Here is a 23,299-nt window from a genome sequence, read left to right on the forward strand (position 1 = left end):
GATGGGCGGTTTCAGTTATAAAGATATTTATATTGAAGATGGAAGAAGGGTACTGGAAGTTAACATACTTCCAGAAAAGCATTGTAACTTTGACTGCATATTTTGTCCTATCGGAAGGTCGCAAAATAAGGTAGATACCCAAAAGTCATTTGATAGAATAGATAGTTCATTGATTGAACTAGAAAGCATGATAGAAAATACAAAAGCAGAATTAATCTTTATTAACTCAAAAGGAGAAGCCTTAGTAAATGAAAAAATTATCGATGTGATTCATATTATTAAAGGTAAAGGGTTGCCAGTTAAGCTGCTATCAAACGGTTATATTCTAAATTGGCCAGAATTTAAAGAGATTGCTAACATGTGTGAGGAAGTTATTGGCGAGATAAAGGTTATTTCAAATGAAGATTTTCAAAAAATCCAGCGGCCAATTGGAGGATATACTTTTGAGAATCATATTTTAAATATGAAAGCGTTTAGAGAGCAATATAACGGCAAATTTATATTAGAAGTAACTATTCTAAAGGGCTATAACGATGATGAAGAATCAATTCAGAAGATAAAAAATATTATTAAGGAAATATCTCCTGACAAGGTAATTATTGCAAGACTGGAAGAAGAGAGATTTAAGAAAAAACTCGGTATAATGGATGAAAGATTTGAGGAGATTTCAACTGCATTGCTAAATATTTAGTAATGCTAATACACAATATTTATATTTTGCGAATTATATGGATAAGTAATCTTAAATACTCTTACAAAAAATTAGATATTATTGCTATAATCACCATTTTTTAGGAGGGTATGACCTATGAATGGAGCATGTTTTATAAGAAAACTGATGGGAAATATTGTTTGAAAGAGCTATATGCTTTGAAATCACTAGCATTAAGTAAAATGGACAAGCCTATGTAAAGCGGGACCCCCACATTCATGTGAGGGTCTTTTTAAGCGACCGAAAATTGAAAGTTTGACTTTCAATTTTGGTTGGTGCCATAAGAGTTGCGGTAGCGACTAGCGAATTTTACTACTATGATAAGGTAACCATCTGGATATAAGGCATTAGAGGGAACCCCTTGTATATGGAAATAGTTATATTGAGGTAATGAATCTATTTGAACAGTTAGCTATTAGAATCTATAATTTCTTTTATAGTTATATTTTCATTCTTAAATCGAGCATTGGGATTTTTCTCCTTCTTAAGTTTTATAGCATTCTTAGGACAGAGATTTATGCAGGCAAGGCAAAATTCACAAGTATCTCCATAAATAGGTTTACTATTTTTAAACTCTTTGTTTATAGAAAGATTATTTCGAGGACATACTTTGGTACAGGTTCCGCAGCCATTGCAGTTATCATTAATTGAGAAATTTTTTACTGAATTAAAGTTAGGAATTACCTTTGATATGCGCTCAATTCCGGTAGTCAAAAAGGAATCTAGTAATGAGCCTTTATGAATAAACTTTTTACTTTCAGAAACATCCATCAATAAACTGCTCAAATTTTCTTCTATATTTTTGGGCTTTTGTTTCTGCTGTTCAATATCAAATATTGGCAAGTAGTTATCAACCATAAGCAAACTATTTGCATAGTGTATCGTTATATTATTCTTTTTCGCATATTCTGCAAACCAGCCAGCACCGTTTGCTACCATATTTCCATATGTTAAAATAGCAAAGATATAAGGACTTTTTAGGGTTACCTTTTCCATAAATTCACGCACAATACCTGGTGCAGCTAATCCGTAACAAGGGAATATGATACCTATTTTTTCATCTTCATAACTAAGCTCATTGCTCTTTAGAACCTTTGGTATGGAGTAAAGTTCACCTCCAAATCTTTTAGCAACGTATAAGCTGTTTCCGGTAGCAGTAAAATAAAAAATTTTCATAGTAAGCCTCCTTGATGATTAATTAGATTAAAGTTTTATGTTCAGAATTTGATACTTTTAAAACTATCGAATTGTTAGGCGGAATTTAATCCCTATATTCCATACATGTTATAATTTGAACAATTTGCTGACTTCTTCGGCTAATTCTTGGTTTGCTCTACAAATTAAAAATTTACCTTTTTTTTCAGTAGTTATTAACCCAGCATTTGCTAATTCTTTAATATGGTGAGAGATAGTAGGGGCACCTATATTGAGGCAATGGATAATATCGGAAATTAAACATTCATTATTATTACTATAACCAGCATCAGAAGTCTCTACTATTTTTAAATATAATTCTAATCTGTTTTGATTAGATAGTGCCTTAAATATTTTTGCCATTTTTTGACCATCCATAAATATCTCCAATCTCATGGTATGAAACTTTGATAACTATCGAATTGATATTAACAAATAAATTACCTATTGTCAATATCCGTTTTATTTTAAAAAGTATACATTAAAGTAGCGTTTAGATGTTCCGCATTTTTCTTATATTGTGTTACAACAGCAGAAAAATGTGACATAAGATGGTTCCGTAGGGACGCCCATTGGACGTCAATGATGGGGTCATTACCAGGCAGAACGGACGTGCAATGCACGTCCCTACAATATGTCGCATATTTCTTATTTTACAACATAATCGGTTAATAGAACGGTGAATAGCTGTCTATATTTTGTGGGGGGGAGAATTTGACTAAATATGTTCTAAAATATGGTACTTGTTTGTGGTCAATTAATGACCATACTAAAGAAAAGTTTGGCCATGCTATCAACAATGAAAAACTGTTGGAAAAAACTATTATGAAAGCGTAAAAGTATTGAAATAACTTAGGCATAAGGAATATGGATAAGCCTATAAAAGGCGGGACCCCCTTAACTGTTGAAGGGTTGTATTAGAAGAATTTCAATTTAATGAATCTATTTTGCTAGATTGTAAAGCTTCATTTTGGGAGTTATCTATATATGAAATAGTAAATCGAATGAATTCCAAAACTTCATCAGCATTTTCAAAAGTAGAATCAGGATTCCAGGTTAAGGCTTTCTCAGCTAGAACTCCCCATTTTTCATTGTATATTTCACATATCCATTCTGCGGCTTTCTTTTTTGACACAATTTTTCCATGGACAAACATATATAATACTCTACACATTGTTAATATAGTATAGACTTTGTAATTACAATCGTTTAAACGATTAGTGTCCCAAAGCATTGGTAACCACCAATCAGTCAAAATTCTAATACTAGCAGATTGCAATTCAGCCGTAGTAAATGGATTAATCAAAATCTGTGGAGCAGGACCTTCGATAGCAATTCCGTACTCTCGAATAGTGTGCTGTTCAAGAACCCATTCATAACCGAAAGGCTCTAAGAGAAATTTGCCTTCATTAATGTATGGTCGTGGATCAACAGGAGGTTCTTTATAAAGTAAGTATTGCTGAGGGATATACGATCCTTCTAGCTTGCGTGCCCAGATATTTTCATTCTCTATAAGATGAGCATGCATTTTTCTTAAAGCATCAAATTGATCCTCAGAAATCAAGTCCATTGTGACAACAAGAAAATCAATGTCACTAGTCATGGGATCAAAATCTCCAATGGCAAGAGAACCATGAATATACATTCCAACAAAATGATCTTTTAATATAATCTTTATCTCATTTAAGAGACTTTGAATTGTGTTCCATACATCCGAGGATTTGATTAATTGAATACTCATTTATTAAATGCCTCCATTAAAACTATTTCATTCTATTTGGATTCCTACTGTCAGTCCTTCTTTTAAATCCTTGATAAACTCCCTTGAAAACTTTTGCTGTTCACGATAGATTTCAACTGCTTCTGGTAGATAGCACTGCCCTTTATCGATCAAATTTTCTTCCATATACTGAATCGTCTCTTCTAATGTTTGTCCTCTAAGAGATCCAGTAATAAGGGACTTAATGACTAAGAATGTCTTCCCGCCTTCGATCATATGAGCGTCATGGAGAATCATTCCCTCTAGGGTTTCGGGCTTACTACTTTTCTGCGATTCCCAGCAGCTTTTACTACATGATCGATCTCGTCCTGAGGTAGGTCTTGTTTCCTTAGCCAAAAAATAATTTCTGATTCATAATCATAGATGAATCCGTGAAAATACGCAGCATATATGAGGATATGGCGTTTTGCGTCATAGTTTCCCTTATCTACCATATCTAGAGCCAACCGGAGAACCCTTTCGATATGACTTAGATTGTGCATTATATCTTTATCCGCATAGTAAGGGTTGCAGAATGCTTTTAGGGAGCTTAAATCCATTTTTGACCCTCCTGTCTAGGTTATATATAGCACTTCTATCCAAAGAACAACAGACATGATATATCTACATATTTAATTATGCTTCTAATGAGCTAATCAATATAGATGGGCTGTAATGGAAAATCATCTGAGACAATTGGCTTTAATAGTTCTCCCAGCATGTTTGGAAAGAAAATTTCGTTGGAATTGCAGATTTCTTCAACACTCCACCACTCATAACTGCGATAAACTTCTCTCTCTTCTAAAGTGAGGTTATCCAACTTAATATCTGCTTCTTCTACGTAAGCCACATAATACTGCTCCTGAAATTGAATGAGTTCTCCCTTCCAGTTCAATTCTGCTACCCTATTCCATATGCATTTACTTAAAGCTACCGGAACAAGTCCAGATTCCTCAAACAGTTCTCGTTTGGCTGCATCTTCATAGGTTTCTTGATCTTCCACTCCACCCCCAGGGGTTACCCAAAATGGTTTACCTATTGGACCTTGGGAGCCAAATATGCTGTCGTCTTCATATTTAAACAATAAAACTCTCTTGTCCTTATTTATGGCGATGACACGGGCTGAACATCTTATCCTCATGATAGTCTCCTTATAAATATAAATTGTAAAAAATTTCTAATTCCTATGATATAATAGGTGACAAGAAAAATCAACTCACACCTAACGAGGAGATATTTCATGATAATAAAGCGGTTAAATAGTTTTGATGCAGATTTAGCATATATTTTGGAGAGAAAAAATAGATTTCATATGTAATTTGTAGCATCAATTTGAATACGATTTGGGTAGGTAATAGAGCAGATGTATAGTATGAATGGAGAGGGTCACTTGGATAAAAAATACTTATTTGATGAAGTAGTCTTAAGTTATGAAAAAAGACGTCCAAACTATGGACTAGAGTTATTTGAAGATATCATAAAATATGCAGCTATTAACAGGGACAAATCTATAATAGAAGTGGGTTGTGGAACAGGCCAAGCTACAGAACCATTTCTAAAGACGAAATGTAAAGTGACAGCTGTGGAATTAGGTGAAAATCTTGCTGCACATACAAGAAAAAAATATTTTAATTATCCAAACTTAGAGGTTATTCAATCAGCTTTTGAAGATTATGAGTGCGAAGATAGTACGTTTGATATGTTATATTCAGCTACTGCTTTCCACTGGATACCCGATGAGATTGGATATAAAAAGGCGTATAGAATAATAAAGAATGGTGGTACATTGGCTTTGTTCTGGAATAGACCATCAGTAAATAGTAAAGAAAATCTACTACATCAAAAAATTCAGTCGGTTTATAATGAGTTTTTACCACAATGGAATCATAAGGCAGCAAACAATACCGATAAATCAAGATATTCAAGTATTATAAACCAAATAAAAGAATATGGTTTTACTGATATTGAGTTCAAATTATATCATAATACCCGAAAAATGACTGGAGTTGAGTATGTTGAATTATTAAATACATACTCTGACCATAGAGCCCTAGATAAATCAATTCAATTACCATTTTTAAATGCCATTAGAACAACTATTGAAGACTTTGGAAACGAGCTGCTTATTAATGATACAGTAGACTTATATCTTGCACGAAAACATTGAGCTAGTTATAAATAGTTTTCCTTACATTGGTACTTAATAATAGAAGGATACGATTAGGCATCTGCACTGAGACTGGATATAGTTTTTAAGCAAATATTTAGCTGATTTTGAATTGGAGGTTTTATAGATGAGGCCATGCTTTGCTTTACTCGTAGATAACGAGATACATAATGTTTCAAGAAATCTAGCATTTGATTTCTATATAAAATATAATACAGGTTTTATGCCTGCTATATATTAATCTAGGATCAGAGGGCAGGTGCATTGTCCCTATATTTCCCTAGGAATTAAGTAACCAATCCATTTGTCTCGCCATATAGTGAATATTAAGGAGGCGAGACATAAATGGTATACGCAGTCATCATGTCTGGTGGTGTAGGGTCGAGGTTTTGGCCCAAAAGCCGTAAGAGTAGACCAAAGCAGTTTCTAAGAACCGTGGGAGCAAAGACAATGATACAGACAACGGTGGATCGGATCAGCAAAGTCGTACCCATGGATCGAATATATATTGTAACTAGCAGCCAATATATCGATACTCTAGAGACCCAAATCCCAGAAATTCTTTCAGAAAATATCTTAATTGAGCCTATGAATAGAGACACTGCCACATGCATAGGTCTTGCAGCTGTACATCTGCTAAAAAAGGATCCTGATGCAACGATGGTGGTACTTCCTTCTGATCACCTGATTTTTGATCAGGATAAATTTGTTGAGGTGATTCATGACGCGATAACCATCGTAGAAGAAACAAACTGCTTGATGACCATGGGAATCAAGCCCTCAAGACCTGAAACTGCCTATGGCTATATTGAGGCTGGGAAGTCCATTGCACGATATGATTGCCCAGTGTACGTAGCCAAACGATTCATCGAGAAACCCAATAAGGTGAAGGCTATCGAATTTCTGAACAAGGGTACTTACCTATGGAATAGTGGTATGTTTGTGTGGAAGGCATCGGTGCTAATGGACGAAATCAAGCGGTTCCTTCCTGACCTATATAGCAGTTTGTTGAAGATCAGTGATGCCATTGGCACAGATCAGGAAGCAGCGGTCTTAGAGGAGACCTATGAAGAGATTGATGGTATTTCCATAGACTATGGCATCATGGAGAGAAGTACCAGGGTCAATGTGATTGAGGCTGATTTTCGATGGGACGATATCGGGAGCTGGACGGCGTTTGAGAGATTTTTTGATAAAGATGAAAATGGGAATATTGTCAAAGCTTTGAATTCCAAAATTGATACCAGGGAGTGTATTATTTTTGGAGAAGATCGATTGATTGCTACCATTGGGGTAAGCAATTTGATCATCGTGGACACGGGAGATGTGGTATTGGTTTGTGATAAATCCCGAGATCAAGATATTAAAGAATTACTAAAAATACTTGTAGAGCAGCAGGAACTCACAAAGTTTATATAGACATAGAAAAGGAGAGGCAAAATAAACTGTCTCTCCTTTCTGTATTATCTTTTTTTACCGTGGCTATAGCCTTCAACATTAAAGTCTTTGGACAGCTCACTCATAAACTGATCATACCAAGGACATTTAGCGCGAACACAGGTAGAAAGGTGGATTGCAGTGACACCCGCTTCTTTCATTTCCTTTGCTCTATTTAAAACCTGCTGAACGGATTCTTCACCGCAGCCATTGCAGTGGACAAAACTGATCATCTCATCTTCTTGATCATAGGCTTCAAAAGCGCCGGTCCTATGATGAAAAGCTCTGGTGCATCCCCCACCACTACAACGTTGAGATACCTCGAAACAATTGATGATTCCTATTTTTTCCATGTGAGCGCCTCCTGCATATATTTCTAAATAGAGTATAGTAGGGTTTCTAAAAAGCGTATGTGATAAATATCAATATTTTTTCGTAGAAATTAGGGGAAATAAATACTCCCGCCTATAGTAGGCAGGAGTATTTTATATAGGGAGGAGGCTTTTGCTATTATTGGACTTCCATATAATCACAGGTAGGATCCTGATCCAATTCTTCTTTCGTATCAATTTTATCAATAGAAACATAGATGAGAACACATAAAGCAATTAGAAGGACTTCCATACCTATCACCACCATCATTGAAGTTAATTTATTATAGCATAGAAATATTCTGAAAAATTAAATGTAATCATATCGTAAAATAAATGTAATTTCTGTAATGGACTGGAAATTTTTTAGTGGGGATTTGTTATTTTAACACCCTTCATATCCATCCAAAAGTTATCAAGTGTATAGTGATAATGAAGTTCAGGTCGATAAGCAGGACTCCAATGAGCTGCTAAAAATTTATGAAAAGTTTCACTGTATCTTTGACTTTCCTTCATTAAGACAGGAAGGAAATGATTTAACCATGACTCTCGAGTAAAGTCTAGCGCTTCATTTCGAAGAATGGCATAGGAATTTAAAATCTCTAGAAATAGATTGTAAAACCGCTGATCATATTTTTCAAGGTACTTTACCATCTGCTTATATTTCCTATAATGGGAGGTATGGAACAGGAGATGGAATTTACCCTTAAGGCATAAATAGGTTCTACAAGGAAGGGTACGTACCCCATAGGGTAAGGTGCATCCTTGTGGAGAAAGGAACCGACAAGGCTCATCTCTTTGATCTAGGCGAAATGCCAGTACCAATGAATTCTCCTCGGTGGGATCGAAACCATAGATTTCTATTGGGGTGCCTTTTTGAATAATTTTTTTGGCAAGAGAAACATCGTAGGCTGCTAAGAGGCCCAGCTCCAAAAGACTGAACCGAGGGGAATAGTTCTGGCAGCAAAGCCCTTTCCCTTTACAAGCTGAAACACAGTTGGTGATACCTGAACACATTCCCTCTTCAACCAGTTGGAATGATGATTGATCCTCTTTCACTGCCATAATGCGTACACCTCCATTGGAAAGATCAATATATAGTCCCATTTTATTCCATAATCCAATTGAAGGAAAGGAAAATAATTCGACTATTGAAGGGATTCATAGACCCTAAGTGTATTTCTCGCAGTATTCTCCCATGAAAATTGAGACGCCTGTGCCAGACCCTTGACGATCAATTCCATGGAGAGTTTTTTGTCCTCTAAAACCCGGATGATGGCATGAGTTAGTTCATCCACATCATAGGGATTGATTAATATGGCAGCGTCATTCACCACTTCAGGAATCGATGTTAAATTAGAGGTAATGGTAGGACATCCACAGGCCATGGCCTCAAGGGGAGGTAAACCAAAACCCTCATAAAGGGAAGGATAGACAAATAGGGAGGCGGCATTATAAAAATATGGAAGATGGCTATAGGGTGCAAAACCTGTAAAAATAACACGATCTTTTAAACCGAGGCGATCAATGGTAGTAACAATCTCCTCGTGGCAATCCTTTGGAGCGCCGACGATAACCAAGGCATAGGTATTTTTAAGGAATCCAAGGGATTGAGAATAGGCCTGAATAAGTCCCAAAACATTCTTTCTAGCGCTAAAGCCTCCGAGATATAGGATGAATTCATGATCGATACCATAGGACGTTTTGATGAAGTTTTTGGCCTCCACATGATTGATAGGGTGATAGATTTCATCAGCTGCCAGAGGTGTAACCACCACTTTTTTATCAGATATGCCAAAATATTGGATGATATCCTTCTTGGAATATTCGGATACAGTAATGATGGCATCAGCATTTTCAACGATGGAGGGCATTTCCTCAACAAATCTTTCCCGATAGCTATAACCCACTGTCTCAGGAAGGATAAAGGGAATGAGATCATGGATCGTGACCACATATCTACAGAATTTTTCTTTGGGAAGCCCTAGACCGTTTTGGGGGATGTGGAATAGCTGAGCGCTACTTCTTTTGACATGGTGGGGAATATAATCGTAGGTCCAGAAAGTTTTGTTCTTTGTACCTACCAAATGCACATCAATATTGGGGTGGTGTTGGAACTGGTCATATCCATCACCAGGCCAAAAAAACACGTATTGATTCTTTCCATCTAATTTTAAGATATTTTTCATAAGCTCATGGGTATAGGTACCGATTCCCGTACCTGCATAGAGCTTTGCACCCCGGGTATCTATACTAATCAACATAAGAATACCTCCTTGTTATGTATACTTATGAATACAAGTTTATCTTAGACTTTAAGGTTAGTCGGTATTTAGATACAATACGAACTACTAACCATATAATATACCATCATATTCAACAAAGAGTCCGATGGTTACTTGAACAAGTCACACATTCCTATCTCGGTCATATAATACAATAGAACGCTGATGTTGGGATGTGTTAAAGATGGGAAAGCCTTTCATATTGTATAATGACCTAAAACAACTCATCGCCGAACACTATGGCATAAAGGTATTTGAATGGGAAGAGAAGAAAAGGGTTTTTAAAATTCTCACCGATGATGGGATAAAGCTTTTAAAGAAAGTAAATACCTCTTATGATCGATATTTGTTTACAGTAGAAGCCATGGCCCATGGACGAAATCATGGGTTTTATCATATTCCGAAGATTATGGAGACCTTGGATGGAAAACTGGGGATATCAGTGGATGATGGAGTATTGATGGTAAGCCAGTGGATCAATGGTAGAGAAGCAAATTATGATGATTTTTTCGATTTAGAAATGACAACCAGTGCCTTGGCTCATTTTCACCACGCTGCCAGGGGATTTGAACCTAGCACTAAGATAGGGAATAGGGTATTTTGGGGAAAATGGGTAGAACATTTTCAAAAACGTTGTAGAGAATTACAGATGTTCAAGGAAATTGCCCAAGGTAAAGAAACAAAGGACACCTTTGATCAAAAGATCCTTCGATATACGGACTATTTTTATGATTGGGGCATACGAGCAATCAAGGATTTAGAGAATACAGACTACTACAGACTGGCAGAAGAAAGCCGTCGGTATAAAACTTTCTGCCACCATGATATGGCCCATCATAATGTACTGATCACGGAGGACCATGGAGTGTATTTGATTGACTTTGATTACTGCATTTTTGATATGCAAATCCATGACTTGGCTAGTCTGTTGATCCGAAATATGCGTTATGGCTGTTGGTCTCTAGAAAAGGCATATTTCATATGGAATACCTATAATCGAGAAAAGTCTATTTTAGCAGAGGAAATAGGTGTGATAAAAGCTTTTATGGAATTCCCTCAGGAGTTTTGGCAGATTGGTCTTCAGTATTATGTGGAGAAACAGCCCTGGGATGAAGAGGTATTTCACAGAAGGCTGGATCGAATTTTGGATGATATACCTTTGCGAGAAGTTTTTATGAAAAAATTTTTAGTATAAAGGGGAGTCGGAATATGGAGGATGAAAATGGAAAAATTCTTCGTATATCCAGTGTCGAAGAGTATCATAAAAAATGGATGGAAGAACTGGATTTCATTTTGGATGCTATGCATCGAATGTCAGCGGAGGATCGGGCTGCGGTGAAAACCTATATGTCAAGAACCATTGAGTTTGTGGAAGAAGAGGAAGAGATCGACCAAAATGCCTATGCCCAATATAGGGATTTAGAAGCCTATGAAGAGAAAATCAAGGAAACAAAGCAAGAGATCAAATACTTAAAGAAGCTCAGAAAGAAAAAGGAAGAGCTGGAAGAAAAAAAGATGAAAAGATATAAGATTTTGCGGAAGCTATATAAAGAAGATCGCCTTGATCCAGCGTTGGAGGATGAGTATAGGGAATTGAGAGAAGAGTTTAAATACAAAAAGAGTCATGACTAAGGGGGGATAAAGATATGATGGGTGAAATGAAGCCTTTAGTTATGAGCATTCGGAGAAACTATGGCTTAGAGATTTATGAAATGATTGCCCATCGTAAAGACTGGGTTTTGGATACAAACCAGGGGAGATTTCGATTGAAAGCGATATCCTATAGTGAGGCAGAGGCTCTCTTCCACTATTCTATTTATCAGCACATTAAGGAAAAAGGCTTTCATTCTATTGTGGATGTGCTGACTACCAGAGATGGGAAGCCATATATAACCACGGAGGAAGGTCTCTTTCAGATCATACCTTGGGAGGATTATGATTTTATAAACTATGAATCTCCTGAGATGTTGAATGAAGTGGTTCACACCATGGCGTTGTTCCACCAGTTTTCTATAGATTTTGAGGCAATTCCAGGAAGTAAGATTCGAACGGAGTGGGGCAGATGGCCGTGGGTTTTTCAGGCTTATACGACCTTGGGGGGAAAAGTAAGGCAGCAAATTCGAGAAAAACACCACCGCGAAAAGACCGAAAAGGGTATTCTGGAGGGTATCGATAGATATTTAGAGCAAGCGAATGACTGTATCGCTATGTTGAAGGAGATACCTTATTTAGATATGGTCAGGGAGTCCATGGAAAAAAGGGAGCTTTGTATAAATAACTTTAATAAAAAAAGCTTTGTAAAGGTGCAAGGCCATCCATTAAAAATGGCATGTCTAGAGGATGCGAAGCACGACATGCATGCTGTAGATGTGGCCAATTTGATCTTAGCAAATATGGAACAGGTTGAAAGTGCAAAGGAGATCATCCGCATATACCATGAGCATTATCCATTGAAGGATGATGAGATAAAAATGATTCAAGCCTATATTCAGTTTCCCCATGAATACTTTAAGTTCATAGAGCGTTATTATAAAAATAGAAACAGCGGATCCGACAGTTATTGGAGCAAGAAATTGAAAAAGATACTCAAGATAGAGAAACTACAGAAAAGTTTCAGCAATCTAGACTTATGCAAGGTGGTGAAAATTGATGCATGAGCCTATGGAATTGATTAGGGAGGAGGAGAAGGCCATTCTTGTAGAATATATGCTGACACCAGATTTATTCAAGGCCTACGGACTAAAAGTGATAGATATTGTGCCGAAAAGGGGTATATATCGGATCGAAACGGATCAAGGCTTCAAATGCTTAAAAAAGATGAAGCAAGACCTTGGGAATATCTATTTCACTCATGATGCCATTGAGCATCTATCACAGAATGGTTTCCAAAAGGTCTCCAGAATTCGGAGAACCCTAGAGGGGAATTTGTTTTTGACCTATGGTGAAGATACTTACTTTATGATGGACTGGATTGATGGTAGGGAATGTGATTACGAAAATCCGATTGAATTAGATATCGCAGTGAAAACCTTGGCAGAGCTTCATGACGCATCCAAGGGATTTATAACAAACTATGGAGATGGAAATCGCAATCTACTGGGAAAATGGCCAGAAGTATACAAAAGACGATGCGAAGAGCTGTTGATTATGAAGGAAATAGCCCAAAAAAACCAAAACAAAATCCAATTTGATGAAATATTTCTAAAGTATGTGGACTATTATTATGAGGATGCCTTGGAGGCCTATGAAGGATTGAAAAGCTTTGATTATGATGGACTTGTAGAAAAGGCGGCGAAGGAAAAGGGCTTTTGTCATAACGATTATGCTTATCATAATATATTGATATCCTATGATCACCAAGAGGTAGCTGTACTGGATTTTGAGTATTGTATTTTTGATTTGAGAATCAACGATATTGGCAGTCTTGTCCATAGAAATCTGAAAAAGTGCTTTTGGGATATAGACCGGGCGGAGTATATATTAAATGGATATCATCGCCACAGCAGTCTAAGCGCCGATGAGTTAAAAGGAATCTATGTGTATTTAAGGTGCCCTATTGATTTTTGGAGGATTGCCCGTCAGTTTTACATGGAAAATAAGCGATGGGGTGATGAAACCTATATTGGAAAAATCATTGACAAATCGGAGTGGAAGGATTTACGAGAAGATTTTCTGGAGGATTTTAAAGAAATGACCGGGATGTAATCCCGGTCATTCATATTTAGCAGCGACGCTCACATTCTCTTTTGATGGCTCTTCTTTCTTTTTCATAGCATTTTTCAAGAGCTTCCAATTCATCTTTAAGCGCTCTTACGCGGCACTCGGCCTCTTTGATAGCCTCTTTTAATGCGCATCTTTTTCTGCAATATTCTTCTTCAAGCTTGCATAAAAGGGCTTTGCATCTTTCAGATTCTCTATCTACACATTTGCATCTATCGTGATGTTTATGACTCATATATATACCTCCTTAATATTGATATGGGTCCTTCCCATACCAATATATTCTGTCCAATGGAAAGTGTTAAAGAAATCTTAAAAAGAGAGGTATATTTCCAGGGTTTTTTTTGCAGTTTTTTCCCAAGTATATTGTTTTACCTGTTGTAATCCTTTATGAATCATGATGGCATAAACGGATGGACTCTCCAAAACCAATGTAATTTTTTCAGCTAAGTTTTCTATATCATGGGGATCTATCAATAGGGCAGCATTACCAACTACCTCAGGAATAGAGGTGACATTGGAACAGATGGTGGGAATGCCGCATGCCATGGCCTCTAAGGGTGGCAAACCAAAGCCTTCATATAGGGAGGGGTACACAAATAGGGAAGCCCCATTATAGAAAATAGGAAGCTCCTCCAATGGAATGTACCCAGGGAATAGAACGTCGCCTGCCAAGCCTAAGGATTCACAGCGTAAGCGTAATGCCTCATAGCTTCGACCGTGGGAGCCGCCTATAACAATACAATAGTTTTTTGATAATTTTTTCTGACAAAGGTGGAATGCATCGATGATGGCACCAATATTTTTTCTAGGGCTCATGCCACCAATATATAGAATATATTCACGGTCAAGGCCGTAGTGATCTTTTAGATAGGATTTGCAGGTGTTTCTATCCATGGGACGATATATTTTTTCAGGGGCCAAAGGTATTACGGATATTTTCGATGGAGAAATTCCTAGGATATGATAGATATCATTCTTGGCATGGTTAGAAACAGTAATGACATGATCCGCATTTTTTACGATGTGATTCATTTGCTCCATGAAGGTTTTTAAGTAAGCTTTGCTGCAGGTTTCTGGCAGAATATAGGGAATCACATCGTGAAGGGTGATGATATAGGGACAATATTTATCCTTTGGGAGCCCAATACCATTTTGAGGCACATGGTAGACTTGAAAAGGCTGATCCATTAAAAATTGATCGACTAAGGTATCCTCTAGATAAGTATCCTTATGGGTATCTAGAGGTATTTGCTGAAAACGCCCTGGATCGGTCCAGGGAAACAACTCATCTTGAGGAAAGAAAATGGAGTATGTATTTTTCTGATCCAAGGTGTACAGATGATGCAATAACTGATCCGTATAGGTTCCAATACCAGTACCCCTATACCATACAGCACCCCTGCCATCAATACCAATCTTCATAGCTTATCCTCCATCCAAAACACGTGATATATCATTATATGCGGAGAAATAAAATAGTTGCCTGCGCGGTATGGGTGTGAAGCGTAAAGTTTTATCTTTATTTGAAATTTGTACTATTTTTCGGTGCACGGTTCGCGGTACATGGTGCCACGGGCGTTGAGCATCTCCTTGATATCTAGGAAATTATGGTCTTCAATTTCCTAGATATGGGGTGTGCAGAGGGGATTTTCCCCTTTGCCGCATTAAGGAAGGTGCTCAGGCTGCTTTGCAGCCGTCGAAGGAAACCTAGGGTTTCCTAGCGAAAACAAATTGCCGATAGGCAACTTTGTTCAATTATTGGTTTAATATTGGATGATACAGGTACATAAGAACAATTATAAAAACTTTAACAAGAAGAAGGAATTTAATATAATGAAATTGTATTAATACTTAGAGTATAAATTATAGAGCTAATGAAAGAATCATAGTTAGGCAGTACAAAAATCCGGTAACTGCGAACCGTGTACCGCGTACCGAGAAGAGCGTTAATAATTTGAAAGAAAATGAAATCACAAAGAGAGTATTTCTCTCGATTAGAATAAACCAAGGAGGAATAGAAATGAGATTTATTGATTTAAGAAGTGATACGGTGACGATGCCTACGGATGCCATGCGGGAAGCCATGTATAAGGCTGAAGTGGGGGATGATGTATATGGGGATGATCCTACTGTAAGCAAGTTAGAGGCCTATGCTGCTGCACTGTTAGGAAAAGAATCAGCCTTGTTTGTACCTAGCGGGACCTTCGGGAATCAGCTTGCCCTTTTCACCCATTGTAAGAGAGGGAACGAAGTCATTTTGTCTGATGACTCTCATATTGTTATGCATGAGGTTGGAGGGGCTTCTGTCATTGCCGGAGTTCAATTAAGAACATTACCTACTAAAAAAGGAGAAATGAATCCTAGAGAAGTAGCTTCAAAAATAAGGGGAGAGGATATTCATTATCCAAGCACAGGGCTCATCTGCCTTGAAAATGCCCATTCCAATGGACGAGTAATATCCTTGGAAAATATGGCTGAGATTTATGGAATAGCTAAAAATCATGGGATCCCAGTACACCTGGATGGCGCCAGGGTATTCAATGCAGCCACCTATTTAAATATAGACGTGAAGGAAATTACGAAGTATTGTGATTCTATAATGTGCTGTCTTTCTAAAGGGTTGTGTGCTCCTGTGGGTTCTATTTTGGCTGGGTCAAAGGATTTTATTGACAAGGCAAGAAAAGGCAGAAAACTCATGGGCGGTGGGTTGCGCCAGTCAGGTTTTCTGGCAGCGGCAGGACTGGTGGCTTTACAAGACATGATACATCGATTAAAAGAGGACCACGAAAATGCGCTGCTTTTGGGAAGAGAACTTTCGAAAATACCTGGTATTAAGGTAGAGATGGATGACATCCACTTGAATATGGTGTTTTTTGATATGCAGGATACAGGCTATGATTCCGACCAGCTGGTAGATGAATTCTTCAACAGAGGGATTAAAATTAATTCAGCTGAAGACGGTATTATGCGTTTTGTAACCAATTATTGGGTGAGTGAAGAGGATGTCCGCCATGTGGTAAAGACAATGAAAGAGCTATTATCTGCATAAAGAATGAGAACGGATACGGGGGAATAGGGAATGAGGGAGGTTCGAAAATTACAAGTAGAGGAACTGAGGGATTTTGTTGAGATTCAGAGCAATGCCTACCCAGGGGCTAGGACAATCACGGAAGAGGATAAAAGAAAACTAGAAGCGAGAATGATAAAAAAGCATACAGAAGAACCTACATGTCACTATCATGGCCTTTTTCAAGAAGAACAGCTGGTGGGAGGCATGTGTTTCTATGATTTTGTGATGAATATGTATGGGAAAAGAATTCAGGTTGGCGGCGTAGGCTCTTTGGCTGTAGACCTGCTTCATAAAAAGGAAAAAGCAGCTAAAGATATGATCCAATATTTCTTGAAATATTATAAGCACAAGGGAACTAGTATGGTGGCATTATATCCATTTCGCCCTGATTTCTACAAACAAATGGGTTTTGGTTTTGGTACCAAGATGAGCCAATATAGAATAAAACCTGGAAATCTACCCAAGGGAAGCAAGGATCAGATTGTATTTTTAGGACAGGAAGATCGAGAAACCTTAAGGCGTTGCTACCATCGAGTAGTGGATAGGATCCATGGGTTTATGGAGAAGTCAGATATTGAATTGGAAAATCTATTCGGTACCACAGAATATAAAATAATAGGCTATAAGAAGGATGAGGAAATCTTGGGTTATATGGTTTTTAGCTTCAAGGCCTGCAGAGCAGATCAGTTTCTCATGAATGACATTTACATCAAAGAAATGATCTATGAAAATAGAGAAGTCCTAAAGTCATTACTTGCTTTTCTACAGAGTCAGGAAGATCAAATCCATCAGATTGTACTCAATACCCAGGACGAGTGTTTTCACCATCTTTTGATGGATCCCAGAAATGGTACAGACAATATAATACCCCATGTATATCACGAGAGTAATACGCAAGGGGTTGGTGTTATGTATCGTATTGTTGATATGTCTGGAATATTTAGTGAGTTAGTAAATCATAATTTTGGCAATCAGAATTGTGTGGTAAAGCTTTCAATCAATGATTCCTTTTTTTCAGAAAACAATAAGCCAGTCCTCGTTTCTTTTCAAAATGGCATGGCCGAAGTAATAAATGAGAATACCTATGATGTGGAGATAAAGATGGATATATCAGACTTTTCATCGATGATAATGGGTGTAATCTCATTTAAGTCCCTGTATGAATATGGGCTGGCTGAAATATCGAATGTTCAATTTTTAGATATAGTGAATAGGGTTTTCTTAACTGATGAAAAACCAAAATGTATCACTGGATTTTAACAAATATTACTTGTTTCTTTTACGCCAGAAGCGGAATACACCACCTAGAATCATGTAGCCTAATAAAACAAAGATAAGGGTTATGATTCGTTCGTTCATGGAGCCATCAGCCATGAGAACAGGGCCCATACCAAAGAAGGTTAATAATAAAAACAGAACGACAAAAATCAAGTAACCTAATGTGCGTTTTCCCATAAAATCACCTTTTTCCTTCAAATAATAATTTTAGTATGCTATATACTATTATATTATATCAGAAGCACAAAATACATCTTTTGCTAAAGGTGTATTTTTTTATGGAATTTTCATGAAGTTTCTTTTCTTTCCACTCTTATATATTTTTATTAGATTTTACATGGTGTAAAGGCAGCGGAAAATTTAAAAAATAAAAGTGAGGATAAAAGATATTTATCCATGAAAGGAGAGCAACTATGAAATTTAGAAAATATGGCTTTAGAATTTTGACGGCTCTGTTGATTTTTTCTTTACTGATTGTAGGTTGTACGCCTGCCAGAAGACCAATAACTGATCCAACACCAAGAGATACAGCTATTACACCGAATGATACGACAACACCTGGTGTAATTGAAGACCCCGATACAGAAAATGGTATTGTGAGAGCACCTGATACTGGCAATAATACCGCTAGAAATACAACGCCAATGGATTCAAACAATGCCAACACACCTGGGGATACTACTGGCGGAGCTAGAGGAGACGAAGATGATATATTAGGACGAAACAACCAAGGAACAGACAGAACATCGGATATTATAACTCCTGGAACAACAGGCACAACAGGAATTGGCAGAACAAATGGTGACGCAAATGATGCCATAGAAACAAGAATCACCAGAGAAGCTGAAAGAGTTACAGGGGTAAGAAATGCTGTAACCCTTGTAAACAATAACGTTGCATATGTGGGTTTAGATGTAGGAACAACCCTAGGCGATGAAGATGCTGACTATGTACGGGATGAAGTAATCAACCGTATTCATACAGCAGAACCTACTATCAACAGGGTATATGTATCCTCAAATCCTGACACGTTAGGAAGACTGCGGGGCTTTGGAAATGACATCCGCGGTGGAAGACCAATTACAGGTTTTATAGATCAAGTAGAAACTTTATTTAGAAGAACGATTCCAAGAACTTAACGTTAGTAGCTAGACGTTAGTGGCTAGTGGTTGAAAAGATATATAAGCATGAAGATGATATAGAACATTTAGAAGAATAGTAGGTGGGAAGTTAGAGCTTTCCATCTATTATTTTGTATTAACAAATTATAATCTTTATTGAGCAGGAAACGTCCAGAATATTTGACAAAAAAATATGATCCTAAATAAAATCGCACTAACCACTAACCACTAACCACTAACCACTAACCACTAACCACTAACCACTAACCACTAACCACTAACCACTAACCTTATTGCACCCTTTCCTACTTCCACGGCATAGTATATATGGGGGGAGGTATGGAACTTGGATGCAAAACTGAAAGAGATTGTAAGGAGATTTAGCCTAAGGGTAAATAGTATCATTCCCCTCCGGGCAGTGTATTTAGTGGACACCAACGAAGGACGTTTCTGCTTGAAAAAAATCAATTACAAAGAGGATAAGCTTTTATTCCTATACAATGTAAAGGAGTATTTGGCTCAAAATGGATTTGAGTATACAGATCGTTATCGATTGGCTCATCAAAGCCCCTTTGTAAAAAATAGAAATGATCTATATATTATGACGCGATGGATTGATGGAAGGGAATGTGATTTTCATAACCCTATAGAAGTAAAGGCGGCAGCGAAAAACCTTGGAAGGTTGCATATAGCTTCAAAAGGATTTACGGCACCCGAAACAGGCAAAGTAAAATCAGATCTTGGAAAATGGACAAAAACCTATTTGCAGCGATGTGAAGATCTTATTGTTATAAAAAACTTGGTGAAAATGAAATCCGCAAAGGATACGGTGGATATGCTTTTCTTAAGAAATGTAGACATGTGCTATCGAATGGGTGTAAATGCTATTCAGATGCTCCAAAGCCATGGTTATGATCAACAGGTAGAATTGGAAGGTAAAGAACGGTATCTATGTCATCATGATTATACGTACCATAATATTATTCTAGACCCAAAGGGAGAGCAGCATCTCATTGACTTTGACTATTGTAAACATGAACTGCGATGCTACGATTTAGCCCATTTTATTATGCGAAATATGCGTCGGTTTTATTGGGACTTTGATATGGCACTGGAGTTGATAGAAGCCTACAATCAAATTCGAAGTGTATCCGATATGGAATTAAAGCTTATGGTATCGCTATTTCAGTTTCCGCAGAAATTGTGGCGGGTTTGCAATCGGTATTACTATGAAAAATATGATTGGTCCGAAGAAGTATTTTTAAAACATTTGACGGAAGCCATCGATGATCTTCCCTTTCAGATAGATTTTTTGGAGAAATATCATAAGAAGTTTTTGTAAAGGTAACGGGTGACGGGTTAGCGGCTACTCGCTTCTCGCCACTCGCTACTGGCCAAATCTAAAATGAAAAATCTTTTCCGAGAAGCGAACAGCGAGTAGTGAGTAGCCGCTACTCTTCATTCCCTACTTTTTATAAAAGTCTCTAATAAATCAAAACGCCTATTCTTATGATAGCCTGTGAAAATGATACCATCATATCCTCTGTTTCGTTCTTTGCCTCGATAAACTTGAACGGCTTCTATGCAGTCCCCGATGATGGTTTTCGTAATTTGTTGGGCATGGTATTCATCACGGGTCGTGGATTGAAGTAAGCGTGTAGGAATAGAAGCTGCCACGGAAACGATCAAATTATTTTTTGCAGCCAGAGCCAAAGAGACGGGTGGAATGGCCAGCTCTTGAATGGGTATCTTCATCAAAAATCTACTGGATATACCATGGGGACCATGACTGGGAATGCTATAGCCAATTTTATCAAAAAGGTTAAGCTCTAGATTCAATTGCTTGCGAAAAGACAAAAGCATACGGGCCATGGAACTTTTTGAAGATTCCTCTGGATAACAGTTTGTCAGAACCATATCAGCTTTTTCCTCTTTAAGGTGATTAATGAGGGTATCTATAATGGAAGATAGGTCTCCATTCATATCACCATCCACAAAGACGATACCTTTGGCTTTCCGCTGAAATGCAATCCAGGCACCAACTGCCCTTGGAATATCCATGCCAAGGGGTTTGTTACAGTAAATGTATTCAATACGTGAATCATCCATATCCTTTACGATTTCGAAAGATCTATCTTGGCAGCCATTGAGTACGACGATAATTTGATCCGTCTGTGTTTTTAGAAGCATATGAAGGGTTTGATCGATTTTTTCCTCCTCATCCTTTACGGGAACGACTGTACAAATCATAAAACTACCTCATTTCCATGTAAGACTAGCAGCGAGTATATAGATGCTATGCCTCTACCTATCACTATATATTACGAGATGGACATTTTAAAAGTGATTATGCACCACTCATATTTTCAGCACATACTATGATATTACAGAATAATTTATCTGGGAGGAAATATTGAATGAACTATTTAAGGATAGGAGATTTGGTGGCAAGAAAGTCGTATGACTATGATATATTGTTCAAAGTTGTAGATATTGTAGAGCGCCCAGGGAGACCAAGTACCATCATACTAAAGGGAGTAGATCTTAGGATTGTGGCCGATGCACCGGAGGAGGACCTCCAAAAGATACCGCTAAACAAGCTAGATGAGTTTCACCATTCCTACAGCAAAAAAATTGATAAGCTTGTAAAGCGTATCCTAAAGGAAAGAAATCAGAAATATGAAGGATATGGAGGGTTGACAAGGACGATACCAGAGCATATCAGAGGGGGAATACCCTTTGGAAGATCAGGTAAGGTGCTACATCTAGATGGGGATGGTGAATATCTAGATGTCTGTTTAAAAACCTATAAACAGTTGGAAATTGAAGCCATTGGCAAGCAAATATCAGAATCAGATCAACCTCGAGCCATAACAGATCTTTTGCGGGAATATGCACCAGATATTTTAGTGATTACAGGCCATGATGGCCTTCTGAGAGGATATAAAGATTTTACGAACGTCCAAAACTATCGAAGTTCCAAATATTTTATAGAGGCTGTGAAAGAAGCCAGAAGATATGAGCCAAACATGGATGATCTTGTGATCTTTGCAGGTGCTTGCCAATCCCATTATGAAGCCATTCTGTCAGCAGGTGCAAATTTCGCCAGTTCACCCCATCGGATACTAGCAGAGTGGAGAGTGTAGCAAGAAACAAAGTGGACAGGGCTATAAGTGAAGAGGTATTGGATGGAGTGTCTAAAAAAATGGACACTTTTTTTTATGGCTTAAATAGGGTTATAGTGAAAGTTAATATATTAACAAATGTTTAAATCATGATAAATAGCACATATAAGGATTTGTAAGACTTTGAAAAGTTGGCACTGTAATTGCAAATAAAAATACGTGGAAATTAGATAAACAATTCACAAACAAAAAAGGGGGATTTTTATGAGTAAATCATACGAACAAATCCAAGTGGGAGATCAAGGTAGTTTTGAAAAGACAATTACAGAAACAGACATCTATCTCTTTGCAGGAATTACAGGAGACTTAAATCCAGCTCATATCAACCAAAGGGCGTCAGAAAATTCCATGTTTAAGGGAAGAATCGCCCATGGGATGCTCTCGGCAGGACTGATTTCAGCAGTGTTGGGCATGGAGCTGCCAGGACCGGGAACCATCTACCTATCACAGAATTTAAAGTTTGTGGCACCCGTTTATATTGGTGATACGATAAAGGCTGTAGCTGAGGTGACTGAGAAGATGGAGAAGGGAAGAATCAAGTTAAAAACTACTTGCTACAATCAGAATGATAAGATTGTTTTGGATGGAGAAGCAGTGGTCATAGCACCTAAAGCTTCATGTTAAAATATTATTTTGATTGTTTTTAGAGAGGATATAGGTTATAAAGGAATATGTTCACTTTATGAACATGGCTGAAATTTTCAGAAAGATTCAAAATAGCAGGAAAGATTAGATTGTGGAAAAAATTCATGTGTAAAAAAAGTGAACACGACATGACGGAAGGGTCCGCTAAGATAGGTATGCTGAGATTGAGAGTAAGGTTAAACAAAGAAGATGTAGGGGCGATTCATGAATCGCCTATGGTCTACAGCATCGAGCGATTCGTGAATCGCCCCTACAACGTAACCTTGATCTCAATTTTATGTCGAAGTAATTTACAAAAAATATATTTTGGCACGGAAATTGCTATATAAAATTTCATGAAAACATTTTCATA

The 23,299-nt window shown here is 37.4% G+C and carries 27 protein-coding genes; 14 read left to right on the forward strand and 13 right to left on the reverse strand.

The features are described from left to right. The first annotated feature begins 1 nt into the window (after window position 1). Window positions 2-691 carry a radical SAM protein gene (locus HNQ80_RS07830; RefSeq protein WP_184309895.1) on the forward strand — a complete coding sequence of 230 codons (690 nt, stop codon included), beginning with the start codon at window positions 2-4 and terminating at the stop codon, window positions 689-691. A 429-nt stretch (window positions 692-1,120) separates the two neighbouring features. On the opposite strand, the gene HNQ80_RS07835 is transcribed toward HNQ80_RS07830, so the two are convergent. The 6 genes from HNQ80_RS07835 to HNQ80_RS07860 form a co-directional block, all read right to left on the reverse strand. Then, window positions 1,121-1,888, reverse strand: coding sequence for an EFR1 family ferrodoxin (locus HNQ80_RS07835; protein ID WP_184309897.1), 768 nt, complete (start codon window positions 1,886-1,888; stop codon window positions 1,121-1,123). Between the two features lie 108 nt (window positions 1,889-1,996). Next, the gene (locus HNQ80_RS07840; protein ID WP_184309899.1) at window positions 1,997-2,284 is read right to left on the reverse strand and encodes an ArsR/SmtB family transcription factor; all 288 of its coding nucleotides are present in this window, start codon (window positions 2,282-2,284) and stop codon (window positions 1,997-1,999) included. 550 nt (window positions 2,285-2,834) lie between these two features. Continuing rightward, a complete protein-coding gene (locus HNQ80_RS07845; protein ID WP_184309901.1) occupies window positions 2,835-3,647 on the reverse strand; it encodes an aminoglycoside adenylyltransferase domain-containing protein in 813 nt (270 codons plus the stop codon). Between the two features lie 27 nt (window positions 3,648-3,674). Further along, complete coding sequence (locus HNQ80_RS07850; RefSeq protein WP_207726915.1) at window positions 3,675-3,902, reverse strand: hypothetical protein; 228 nt, start codon at window positions 3,900-3,902, stop codon at window positions 3,675-3,677. 26 nt (window positions 3,903-3,928) lie between these two features. After that, window positions 3,929-4,225, reverse strand: a complete 297-nt coding sequence (locus HNQ80_RS07855; RefSeq protein ID WP_184309905.1) for an HD domain-containing protein — start codon at window positions 4,223-4,225, stop codon at window positions 3,929-3,931. Between the two features lie 92 nt (window positions 4,226-4,317). After that, window positions 4,318-4,806 (reverse strand): NUDIX hydrolase, encoded by a 489-nt coding sequence (locus HNQ80_RS07860; protein ID WP_184309907.1) that lies wholly within the window; start codon window positions 4,804-4,806, stop codon window positions 4,318-4,320. Window positions 4,807-5,037: 231 nt separating this feature from the next. Here HNQ80_RS07860 and HNQ80_RS07865 point away from each other — a divergent pair, with 231 nt between their 5' ends. After that, window positions 5,038-5,832: a class I SAM-dependent methyltransferase gene (locus tag HNQ80_RS07865; RefSeq protein WP_207726916.1), complete on the forward strand. Its 795-nt coding sequence runs from the start codon at window positions 5,038-5,040 to the stop codon at window positions 5,830-5,832. A 345-nt stretch (window positions 5,833-6,177) separates the two neighbouring features. Next, the gene (locus HNQ80_RS07870) at window positions 6,178-7,251 is read left to right on the forward strand and encodes a mannose-1-phosphate guanylyltransferase (protein ID WP_184309911.1); all 1,074 of its coding nucleotides are present in this window, start codon (window positions 6,178-6,180) and stop codon (window positions 7,249-7,251) included. 44 nt (window positions 7,252-7,295) lie between these two features. Here HNQ80_RS07870 and HNQ80_RS07875 read toward each other — a convergent pair whose 3' ends face one another. From HNQ80_RS07875 to HNQ80_RS07885, 3 genes are all read right to left on the reverse strand, one after another. Beyond that, complete coding sequence (locus HNQ80_RS07875; protein WP_184309913.1) at window positions 7,296-7,622, reverse strand: CGGC domain-containing protein; 327 nt, start codon at window positions 7,620-7,622, stop codon at window positions 7,296-7,298. A 384-nt stretch (window positions 7,623-8,006) separates the two neighbouring features. After that, window positions 8,007-8,705: a YkgJ family cysteine cluster protein gene (locus HNQ80_RS07880; RefSeq protein ID WP_184309915.1), complete on the reverse strand. Its 699-nt coding sequence runs from the start codon at window positions 8,703-8,705 to the stop codon at window positions 8,007-8,009. A gap of 83 nt (window positions 8,706-8,788) precedes the next feature. Continuing rightward, a complete protein-coding gene (locus HNQ80_RS07885; protein ID WP_184309917.1) occupies window positions 8,789-9,904 on the reverse strand; it encodes a glycosyltransferase family 4 protein in 1,116 nt (371 codons plus the stop codon). 205 nt (window positions 9,905-10,109) lie between these two features. Between HNQ80_RS07885 and HNQ80_RS07890 the strand changes: the two genes are divergently transcribed. From HNQ80_RS07890 to HNQ80_RS07905, 4 genes are read left to right on the forward strand one after another with little or no spacing between them, the layout of a single operon-like run. Beyond that, window positions 10,110-11,120 (forward strand): CotS family spore coat protein, encoded by a 1,011-nt coding sequence (locus HNQ80_RS07890; protein ID WP_184309918.1) that lies wholly within the window; start codon window positions 10,110-10,112, stop codon window positions 11,118-11,120. Window positions 11,121-11,134: 14 nt separating this feature from the next. Continuing rightward, a complete protein-coding gene (locus HNQ80_RS07895) occupies window positions 11,135-11,557 on the forward strand; it encodes a hypothetical protein (RefSeq protein WP_184309920.1) in 423 nt (140 codons plus the stop codon). A gap of 14 nt (window positions 11,558-11,571) precedes the next feature. Further along, window positions 11,572-12,582: a CotS family spore coat protein gene (locus HNQ80_RS07900; RefSeq protein WP_184309922.1), complete on the forward strand. Its 1,011-nt coding sequence runs from the start codon at window positions 11,572-11,574 to the stop codon at window positions 12,580-12,582. Further along, window positions 12,575-13,630: a CotS family spore coat protein gene (locus HNQ80_RS07905; protein ID WP_184309924.1), complete on the forward strand. Its 1,056-nt coding sequence runs from the start codon at window positions 12,575-12,577 to the stop codon at window positions 13,628-13,630. The genes HNQ80_RS07900 and HNQ80_RS07905 overlap by 8 nt, the downstream gene beginning before the upstream one ends. A gap of 16 nt (window positions 13,631-13,646) precedes the next feature. Here HNQ80_RS07905 and HNQ80_RS07910 read toward each other — a convergent pair whose 3' ends face one another. Then, on the reverse strand, window positions 13,647-13,880 hold the full coding sequence (locus HNQ80_RS07910) for a hypothetical protein (protein WP_184309926.1): 234 nt from the start codon (window positions 13,878-13,880) through the stop codon (window positions 13,647-13,649). Between the two features lie 77 nt (window positions 13,881-13,957). Next, on the reverse strand, window positions 13,958-15,070 hold the full coding sequence (locus tag HNQ80_RS07915) for a glycosyltransferase family 4 protein (RefSeq protein ID WP_184309928.1): 1,113 nt from the start codon (window positions 15,068-15,070) through the stop codon (window positions 13,958-13,960). Between the two features lie 598 nt (window positions 15,071-15,668). Between HNQ80_RS07915 and ltaE the strand changes: the two genes are divergently transcribed. Together ltaE and HNQ80_RS07925 are read left to right on the forward strand one after the other, a co-directional pair. After that, on the forward strand, window positions 15,669-16,697 hold the full coding sequence (gene ltaE, locus HNQ80_RS07920; protein ID WP_184309930.1) for a low-specificity L-threonine aldolase: 1,029 nt from the start codon (window positions 15,669-15,671) through the stop codon (window positions 16,695-16,697). Window positions 16,698-16,727: 30 nt separating this feature from the next. Continuing rightward, window positions 16,728-17,978, forward strand: coding sequence for a GNAT family N-acetyltransferase (locus tag HNQ80_RS07925; RefSeq protein WP_184309932.1), 1,251 nt, complete (start codon window positions 16,728-16,730; stop codon window positions 17,976-17,978). A gap of 6 nt (window positions 17,979-17,984) precedes the next feature. Here HNQ80_RS07925 and HNQ80_RS07930 read toward each other — a convergent pair whose 3' ends face one another. Then, complete coding sequence (locus HNQ80_RS07930) at window positions 17,985-18,173, reverse strand: DUF6954 family protein (RefSeq protein WP_184309934.1); 189 nt, start codon at window positions 18,171-18,173, stop codon at window positions 17,985-17,987. Between the two features lie 236 nt (window positions 18,174-18,409). Here HNQ80_RS07930 and HNQ80_RS07935 point away from each other — a divergent pair, with 236 nt between their 5' ends. Continuing rightward, window positions 18,410-19,135 carry a YhcN/YlaJ family sporulation lipoprotein gene (locus tag HNQ80_RS07935; protein WP_184309936.1) on the forward strand — a complete coding sequence of 242 codons (726 nt, stop codon included), beginning with the start codon at window positions 18,410-18,412 and terminating at the stop codon, window positions 19,133-19,135. Window positions 19,136-19,463: 328 nt separating this feature from the next. Beyond that, window positions 19,464-20,459, forward strand: coding sequence for a CotS family spore coat protein (locus HNQ80_RS07940; protein WP_184309937.1), 996 nt, complete (start codon window positions 19,464-19,466; stop codon window positions 20,457-20,459). A gap of 116 nt (window positions 20,460-20,575) precedes the next feature. Here the strand turns inward: HNQ80_RS07940 and HNQ80_RS07945 are convergent, their stop codons facing one another. Continuing rightward, on the reverse strand, window positions 20,576-21,367 hold the full coding sequence (locus HNQ80_RS07945) for a glycosyltransferase family 2 protein (protein WP_184309940.1): 792 nt from the start codon (window positions 21,365-21,367) through the stop codon (window positions 20,576-20,578). A gap of 167 nt (window positions 21,368-21,534) precedes the next feature. Between HNQ80_RS07945 and yabG the strand changes: the two genes are divergently transcribed. From yabG to HNQ80_RS07960, 3 genes are all read left to right on the forward strand, one after another. Then, window positions 21,535-22,263, forward strand: coding sequence for a sporulation peptidase YabG (yabG, locus tag HNQ80_RS07950; protein ID WP_184309941.1), 729 nt, complete (start codon window positions 21,535-21,537; stop codon window positions 22,261-22,263). A gap of 243 nt (window positions 22,264-22,506) precedes the next feature. Next, window positions 22,507-22,926, forward strand: a complete 420-nt coding sequence (locus tag HNQ80_RS07955) for a MaoC family dehydratase (RefSeq protein WP_184309942.1) — start codon at window positions 22,507-22,509, stop codon at window positions 22,924-22,926. A 125-nt stretch (window positions 22,927-23,051) separates the two neighbouring features. After that, complete coding sequence (locus HNQ80_RS07960; protein WP_184309943.1) at window positions 23,052-23,276, forward strand: hypothetical protein; 225 nt, start codon at window positions 23,052-23,054, stop codon at window positions 23,274-23,276. The last annotated feature ends 23 nt before the right edge of the window (window positions 23,277-23,299 follow it).

Origin of the sequence: Anaerosolibacter carboniphilus, assembly GCF_014205875.1 — a bacterium.
Lineage (GTDB): Bacteria > Bacillota > Clostridia > Peptostreptococcales > Thermotaleaceae > Anaerosolibacter > Anaerosolibacter carboniphilus.